General features: G+C 56.1%; 7 protein-coding genes and 1 pseudogene. 7 read left to right on the top strand and 1 reads right to left on the bottom strand.

Annotated features, from left to right (window positions below):
• The 6 genes and pseudogenes from PMI17_RS21580 to PMI17_RS21555 form a co-directional block, all read left to right on the top strand.
• Window positions 1–267 (top strand): annotated as a pseudogene (locus tag PMI17_RS21580) (electron transport complex subunit RsxC); the annotation flags it as partial.
• The gene (rsxD, locus tag PMI17_RS21575; protein WP_007892807.1) at window positions 268–1,326 is read left to right on the top strand and encodes an electron transport complex subunit RsxD; all 1,059 of its coding nucleotides are present in this window, start codon (window positions 268–270) and stop codon (window positions 1,324–1,326) included.
• 2 nt (window positions 1,327–1,328) lie between these two features.
• The gene (rsxG, locus tag PMI17_RS21570; RefSeq protein WP_007892806.1) at window positions 1,329–1,964 is read left to right on the top strand and encodes an electron transport complex subunit RsxG; all 636 of its coding nucleotides are present in this window, start codon (window positions 1,329–1,331) and stop codon (window positions 1,962–1,964) included.
• The gene (locus tag PMI17_RS21565) at window positions 1,957–2,658 is read left to right on the top strand and encodes an electron transport complex subunit E (protein WP_007892805.1); all 702 of its coding nucleotides are present in this window, start codon (window positions 1,957–1,959) and stop codon (window positions 2,656–2,658) included. Before rsxG ends, PMI17_RS21565 begins: the two co-directional genes overlap by 8 nt.
• A complete protein-coding gene (gene nth, locus PMI17_RS21560; protein ID WP_007892804.1) occupies window positions 2,655–3,290 on the top strand; it encodes an endonuclease III in 636 nt (211 codons plus the stop codon). The genes PMI17_RS21565 and nth overlap by 4 nt, the downstream gene beginning before the upstream one ends.
• Window positions 3,291–3,414: 124 nt before the next feature.
• Window positions 3,415–4,251: a zinc-dependent alcohol dehydrogenase family protein gene (locus PMI17_RS21555; RefSeq protein ID WP_007892803.1), complete on the top strand. Its 837-nt coding sequence runs from the start codon at window positions 3,415–3,417 to the stop codon at window positions 4,249–4,251.
• 61 nt (window positions 4,252–4,312) lie between these two features.
• Here the strand turns inward: PMI17_RS21555 and PMI17_RS21550 are convergent, their stop codons facing one another.
• Window positions 4,313–5,002: a CTP synthase gene (locus PMI17_RS21550; protein WP_007892801.1), complete on the bottom strand. Its 690-nt coding sequence runs from the start codon at window positions 5,000–5,002 to the stop codon at window positions 4,313–4,315.
• A gap of 652 nt (window positions 5,003–5,654) precedes the next feature.
• Here PMI17_RS21550 and dtpA point away from each other — a divergent pair.
• Window positions 5,655–7,160 carry a dipeptide/tripeptide permease DtpA gene (gene dtpA / locus PMI17_RS21545; RefSeq protein ID WP_007892800.1) on the top strand — a complete coding sequence of 502 codons (1,506 nt, stop codon included), beginning with the start codon at window positions 5,655–5,657 and terminating at the stop codon, window positions 7,158–7,160.
• Window positions 7,161–7,169: the final 9 nt, after the last annotated feature.

Genomic DNA, 7,169 nt, shown 5'->3' with positions numbered 1-7,169 from the left:
GCTGACACAGCGCCGGCTGAGCCCGAAGCCGCTGCGCCTGCCGCTGAGGTTGATCCGCGTAAAGCCGCCGTTGAAGCAGCGATTGCGCGTGCAAAAGCGAAAAAAGCCGCCGCTGCCGCCGCGCAGCAGACTGAAACATCTTCTCCTGAAGTGGAGGCTGCTGCCTCTCCTGACTCCGCCGACCCACGCAAAGCGGCAATTGCCGCTGCGGTCGCCCGTGCCAAAGCGCGTAAAGCGCAGCAGCAGCCTTCGACGACTGAGGAATAAATGGCTTTTCGTATTGCAAGTTCTCCCTATACCCACAACCGCCGCAGCACCGGCAATATCATGCTGTTGGTGGTGCTGGCGGCGTTGCCGGGCATGGCCGCACAGTGGTATTTCTTTGGCGTCGGCTTTCTGATTCAGGTGTTGCTGGCAACGGCGACCGCATGGGCAACCGAAGGCGCAATACTGCGCCTGCGCAAAACGCCGGTGGTGCCGACGCTGTCTGATAATTCCGCCCTGCTCACCGCGCTGCTGCTCGGCATTAGTCTGCCGCCGCTCGCGCCCTGGTGGTTGGTGGTGTTGGGGACGATTTTCGCCATCGTGATTGCCAAGCAGCTGTACGGCGGTTTGGGGCAAAATCCGTTCAACCCGGCGATGGTGGGCTATGTGGTGCTGCTGATCTCCTTCCCGGTACAAATGACCAGTTGGCTGCCGCCTGATAGCTTGCAGGCGATTAAACCCGGCTTGATGGATTCGCTCAGCATGATCTTCACCCACCACACGCTGGCGGGTGAAACCATGCAGCAGCTGCAGCTTGGCGTAGATGGCGTCAGCCAGGCGACGCCGCTGGATACGTTTAAAACCGGGCTGCGCGCCGGACACAGCGCTGAGCAGCTGTTAGCCGAACCGATTTACACCGGCGTGTTAGCCGGCCTTGGCTGGCAATGGGTTAACCTCGGTTATCTGCTGGGCGGCGTAGTGCTGCTGGCGAAAAATGCCATTCGCTGGCACATCCCGGTCAGTTTCCTCGTCTCGCTGGCATTCTGCGCCACGCTAGGCTGGCTGTTCTCGCCGGAGTCGCTGAATTCACCACTGATTCACCTGTTTTCCGGCGCCACCATGCTCGGTGCGTTCTTTATTGCCACCGATCCGGTAACCGCCTCGACCACCAATCGTGGACGTCTGATTTACGGCGCGCTGATTGGTTTACTGGTATGGCTGATTCGCAGTTTTGGCGGCTATCCGGATGGCGTCGCCTTCGCGGTGCTGCTGGCCAATATTTGCGTACCGCTGATTGATTACTACACTCAGCCGCGCGTTTACGGCCATCGCAAGGATTGAAGATGATCGATGCTATTCGTAAAAATGCGGTAACGCTGGCAGCCTTCGCGGTGATCACCACCGGGGTAACGGCGGTGGTCAACTATGTCACCAAGCCGACGGTGGAGCATCAAACTGCGCTGCAACAGAAAAATCTGTTGGATCAGGTGGTGCCAACCGATCTGTACGACAATCACATTCAGCAGGAGTGTTTTCTGGTAACGGATGCTGCTGCGCTGGGGAATGACCGGCCACATCATCTCTATTTAGCGCGCAAAGGCGATCAGCCCGTCGCTGCAGCGCTTGAGACCACCGCGCCAGACGGCTATTCTGGTGCGATTCAGATGTTAGTCGGGGCCGATTTCCACGGTAAAGTGCTGGGCGTGCGTGTGGTTGAGCATCATGAAACGCCAGGCCTCGGCGATAAAATCGAACTGCGTATTTCAGACTGGATCAACAGCTTTAATGGCAAAGTGATCCATGGCGCTGATGACAAAAATTTTGCGGTGAAAAAAGACGGCGGTGAATTCGACCAATTTACCGGCGCAACCATTACGCCGCGCGCCGTGGTTAATGCCACTAAGCGTACCACGCTGCTAATTGAAACACTGCCCGCGAAGCTCGCTTCGCTGCCTGAATGTGGAGATGCAAATGAGTGAAGCGAAGAATTTACTGGTCGGCGGCCTGTGGAAAAATAACTCCGCGCTGGTCCAGCTGCTTGGCCTGTGTCCGCTGCTGGCGGTCACCTCTACCGCCACTAACGCCCTCGGTTTAGGCCTGGCGACCACGCTGGTGCTCACCATCACCAACAGCTCGATTTCCGCCTCGCGCCGTTGGGTGCCCGCGGAAATCCGTATCCCGATTTACGTGATGATCATCGCCTCAGTGGTGAGCTGTGTGCAAATGCTGATCAACGCCTATGCCTATGGGTTGTACCAGTCACTCGGCATCTTTATTCCGCTGATCGTCACCAACTGCATCGTGGTGGGTCGCGCTGAGGCAGTCGCCTCAAAGAGCAGCATTCCGCTCTCCGCGCTGGATGGTTTTGCCATCGGCATGGGCGCGACCTGCGCGATGGTAACGCTGGGTTCGATTCGCGAACTGATTGGCAGCGGCACGCTGTTCAACGGCGCAGATCAGCTGCTTGGCCCTTGGGCCAAAGCGCTGCGCATTGAAGTGGTGCACTTTGATTCGCCCATGCTGCTGGCGATGTTGCCACCGGGCGCCTTTATTGGTCTCGGCATGCTGCTGGCGGCCAAATACCTGATTGACCAGAAGATGAAACAGCGCGCCGCTACTCGCGCCGCCGCTCCTGAAGCCGAGCCGCAAGGCGCAACCGGGAAAGCGGTGTGAATAAAGAGAAACGCGCGCAGATCCTTACGCGCCTGCGTGATGAAAATCCGCATCCCACTACGGAATTACACTTCAGCTCGCCGTTTGAGTTGCTGATTGCGGTGTTGCTATCGGCTCAGGCGACAGACGTTAGCGTTAATAAAGCCACCGCGAAGCTCTATCCGGTGGCAAACACGCCGGCAACGATACTGGCGCTGGGCGTTGATGGCGTAAAGGAGTACATCAAAACCATCGGCCTGTTTAATAGCAAAGCCGAAAACGTCATCAAGACCTGCCGCATCCTGTTGGAACAGCACGGTGGCGAAGTGCCGGAAGATCGTGCGGCACTGGAAGCGCTGCCTGGCGTGGGCCGCAAAACCGCTAACGTGGTGCTGAACACCGCTTTCGGCTGGCCGACTATCGCCGTCGACACCCATATTTTCCGCGTCAGTAATCGCACCCGTTTTGCGCCAGGTAAAAATGTGGAAGAAGTGGAAGATAAGCTACTGAAAGTGGTGCCCTCGGCGTTCAAGGTCGATTGCCATCACTGGCTGATTCTGCATGGCCGTTACACCTGCGTGGCGCGCAAGCCGCGCTGCGGCTCCTGCCTGATTGAAGATTTGTGTGAGTTCGACGCCAAAACCGAACTCTGACTCACTGCCGATAACCACGGGCAATCTTGCGCTGGTTTATCGGCAGTTTGGCGATCCCGCTCGCGTCCTCACCCTTGAATCCGCCCCTTTATCGCCTCGCGCTGCGGGTCTGCTGCGCGTCGCGATGCAATTTGCTCCCATCAATGCGTCCGACCTGATTCCGGTTACCGGTGCTTATCGCCATCGCGTTATACCGCCGCAGGTCGCCGGGTATGAAGGCGTGGGCACAGTCATTGAGGCGCCCGCCGCTTTCACCTCTTTACTCGGCCAGCGCGTGCTGCCGCTGCGTAGCACCGGCACCTGGCAACGTTATATTGATTGTGACCCACACATGGCCGTGCCGGTACCTTGTGACATCGACAGTGCGCTGGCTGCGCGTGCCTATATCAATCCGCTGGCGGCGCTGTTGATGCTGCAGCAATGGCCGCCTACAGCTAAACGCGTGCTGATCACCGCGGGCGGTTCCGCCTGTGCTTTATTACTTGCGCAGTGGGCCCGCCAATGGGGCGCGGCCGCTATCACCGTGGTCCACCGTGCGCCGCAACATGCTTCGCTTTTGCAGGCGTTAGGTATCACATCACTGCGCGAAACCCAGCGTGAAGCGATCGCCGCCGTCGCACAGCAGTGCGATGTGGTGTTTGATGCAGTAGGTGGCGAGATCGGTCAGTTGATTTGGCACGCCCTGCCCGCCGAGGCACAATTTGTTGCCTACGGCGTGCTGAGCGGCAAGCCGGTGCGGGTGAATGCGCCCCGCCCGGCGCTGCACTGGTTCCACGTGCGGCATACGCTTGAAGGATTAGCGCAGCAGGATTGGCAACAGTTGTTTTGCACGCTTTGGCCACTGTTACGCACCAGTCATTGCGGTGAGGTAGCGATTTTCCCGCTGGTGCAGTGGCGCGAGGCAATCCACAGCTATCACCAATCGGGGCGGGATCGTAAGCCGTTGCTGCAGCTCTTGTAATAACGGTCGCCATGAATGGCGACTCTACGGGTGTTTTCCGCGATTGTCGTCAGGTGCAGGTTTAGCCTGCGGCCGCCTGCAGCCAGGCAACCACCAGCGGTGATAACCGATTTTGCAGCGCCGCGCGCTCAGACTGGAACAGCGTCGCGACAAAGAACGGATGATCGATCAGTTCAATGCCGCGCACGTCGCCCGCCAAATCCCATGAAGTGATGCGCAAATTTTGCGTTGCCAGCGCCTCACTGAATTCGGCATTGACGCCAAAATTACAGTGGTAACCTTCATCACTCTGCAAGGCACCGTAAGCCTGGGCGATACGCGATCCCGGCGCAAAGGTGACGGTTCCGCGCTGTTCTACCAGCGAACAGGCCAGCGGCGCAATCACCCAACGACCGCCAGGATCGGTTTCGGCATGGGTGGCATCTTCCCAGCCCAAGACATTGCGCGCGTATTCAACGATGGCGTACTGAAATCCGCCGCACGAGCCCAAAAACGGCTTAGCGCTTTCACGTGCCCAGCGCAACGCAGCAAACACGCCTTCATCATTCAAATAAGGGCTGCCCGGCACCAGCCAGATCGCCTGGTAATCGGCGAGATTGTGCTGATCGAGCTCAGGCGTGGCAATCCAGTCGGCGCTGACATCAAGGGAGAGGGTTTTTGCAGCGAGTTCTACGGCAGGAGGAATCGCCTGATGCGCTACGGCACTGGCACGATAATCGCCAATCAGGGCGACACGAATCGACTTCGTCATGACTACGTCCTTTCAGGGAAAAAGCGAGGTTACAGCAAAGCGGCCGAGCTGTCTAAGGGCCAAAAATGGCGATTTATGCTGACGGCGTTGCTGACGATTGCACTTGTTACTGCTTTTTTATCTGGCAAAACGCAGCATCAATCGCGCGATTATTCGTCACTTGTCAGCCAGGCAAACGTTTACTTCTTTTACCCTTTTAATTAATTCGCGGTTTTGTGCGCAGGATCAACAAATTAGCGTTCTGGAATCTTTTGACTGCTTATTACGCTCACCAATCAAGCTATTATGCTTACATTGTGAACAGAGATAATAATATTATCTGTATAAATCATAACCTTCAGCGATATATTCTAATAAAGCCTGCCTGAGCAGTTTATATCAGGAAAATGATCTTCCAGATCTGCATTTAGCATCTTTATCCTGATATAATGCCACGCAGCAAGATTTAACACTGATTTACAACTTTGTATAACGGCATTAACCCTACCTATGACAAGTATTTCAGCGTGCAAAAAATGCTTGCCCTGATGGCGTGATTCAGCCAAATTAGTCGCCGTTTTTCCTTTCTAATAACAATGTTGCGCGGGATTACCCAGCCCGACGCAGACTTAATTCCTGTCACAAAACAGGCTATGTTAAAACTGAGGTACAAGTGTCAACTGCAAACAAACACACTGACGGGGCGCCAAGCCTCAACGCTTTTAAGCAACCGAAAGCGTTCTATCTGATCTTCTCCATCGAGCTATGGGAACGTTTTGGTTACTACGGTCTGCAAGCCATCATGGCCGTTTACCTGGTTAAACAGCTGGGAATGTCCGAAGCGGATTCCATTACGCTGTTCACCTCGTTTAGCGCCCTGGTTTATGGTTTAGTCGCTATCGGCGGCTGGCTTGGCGATAAAGTACTGGGTACCAAACGCGTGATTGTCCTTGGGGTGATTGTGCTGGCGCTGGGTTACGCGCTGATTGCCTTCTCTGGCCACGACACTTCAATGGTCTATATCGGCATGGCGACCATCGCCGTCGGTAGCGGCTTATTTAAAGCCAACCCCTCTTCCCTGCTTTCGACCTGCTATGAGAAAGATGACGCGCGCCTCGACGGTGCCTTCACCATGTTCTACATGTCGATCAATATTGGTTCGCTGTTCTCAATGATGCTGACACCGTGGCTGGCTGCGAAATATGGCTGGGGCGCGGCGTTCTCGCTGTCGGTGGTGGGCCTGGTCATCACGCTACTGAACTTCATGTTCTGCCAGCGTCTGGTGAAAAACTACGGCTCCAAGCCGGATTTCGCCCCGCTGCAGGTCGGCAAACTGCTGATGACGCTGGTTGGCGTGGTGGCGCTGGTGGCGCTGGCGGCGTGGTTGCTGCATCACCAAAGCATCGCGCGTATGACGTTGGGTGTGATCGCGGCAGGTATTGTGTTGATCTTTGCTAAAGAAGCCTTCGCATTGAAGGGCGCAGCGCGCCGTAAGATGATTGTTGCCTTCCTGCTGATGGTCGAAGCGATTGTGTTCTTCGTGCTCTACATGCAGATGCCGACGTCACTTAACTTCTTCGCTATTCGTAACGTTGAGCACGCGATTCTGGGCATCACCTTTGAGCCGGAGCAGTTCCAGGCGTTGAACCCGTTCTGGATTATGCTGGCGAGCCCGATTCTGGCCGCGGTGTATAACAAACTCGGCGACAAAATGCCGATGCCGCACAAATTTGCCTTTGGTATGGTGCTGTGTTCTGCAGCCTTCCTGGTGCTGCCGTTTGGTGCCAAATTTGCCAACGAAGCCGGCATCGTTTCGGTTAACTGGCTGATCCTTAGCTATGCGCTGCAGAGTATCGGCGAGCTGATGATCTCTGGTTTGGGTCTGGCGATGGTTGCCCAGCTGGTTCCGCAGCGCTTGATGGGCTTCATCATGGGATCATGGTTCCTGACCACCGCCGGTGCGGCAATGATTGCCGGTAAAGTGGCGAATCTGATGGCCGTACCCAGCGATGTTACCGATCCGCACGCTTCACTGGCAGTGTACAGCCAGGTGTTCCAGCAGATTGGTATCGCAACAGGCGTGATTGCGCTGGTGATGTTGTTCACTGCCCCACTGCTGAACCGCATGACGCAGGATGATACGCAGACTGAACTGAAACGCGCGAACGCGAATCAGTAAATGAATAGC

Source organism: Pantoea sp. GM01 (genome assembly GCF_000282675.1).
GTDB classification, from domain to species: domain Bacteria; phylum Pseudomonadota; class Gammaproteobacteria; order Enterobacterales; family Enterobacteriaceae; genus Pantoea; species Pantoea nemavictus.
The sequence above is the reverse complement of the archived record's forward strand: the minus strand, read 5'-3'. Positions and strand labels throughout refer to the sequence as shown.

What these genes read in the sequence shown, in the direction of transcription:
- rsxD (WP_007892807.1), top strand. Translation starts at nt 268, where the DNA reads ATGGCTTTTCGTATTGCAAGTTCTCCCTATACCCACAACCGCCGCAGC.
- rsxG (WP_007892806.1), top strand. Translation starts at nt 1,329, where the DNA reads ATGATCGATGCTATTCGTAAAAATGCGGTAACGCTGGCAGCCTTCGCG.
- PMI17_RS21555 (WP_007892803.1), top strand. Translation starts at nt 3,415, where the DNA reads ATGCAATTTGCTCCCATCAATGCGTCCGACCTGATTCCGGTTACCGGT.
- PMI17_RS21550 (WP_007892801.1), bottom strand. Translation starts at nt 5,002, where the DNA reads ATGACGAAGTCGATTCGTGTCGCCCTGATTGGCGATTATCGTGCCAGT.
- PMI17_RS21565 (WP_007892805.1), top strand. Translation starts at nt 1,957, where the DNA reads ATGAGTGAAGCGAAGAATTTACTGGTCGGCGGCCTGTGGAAAAATAAC.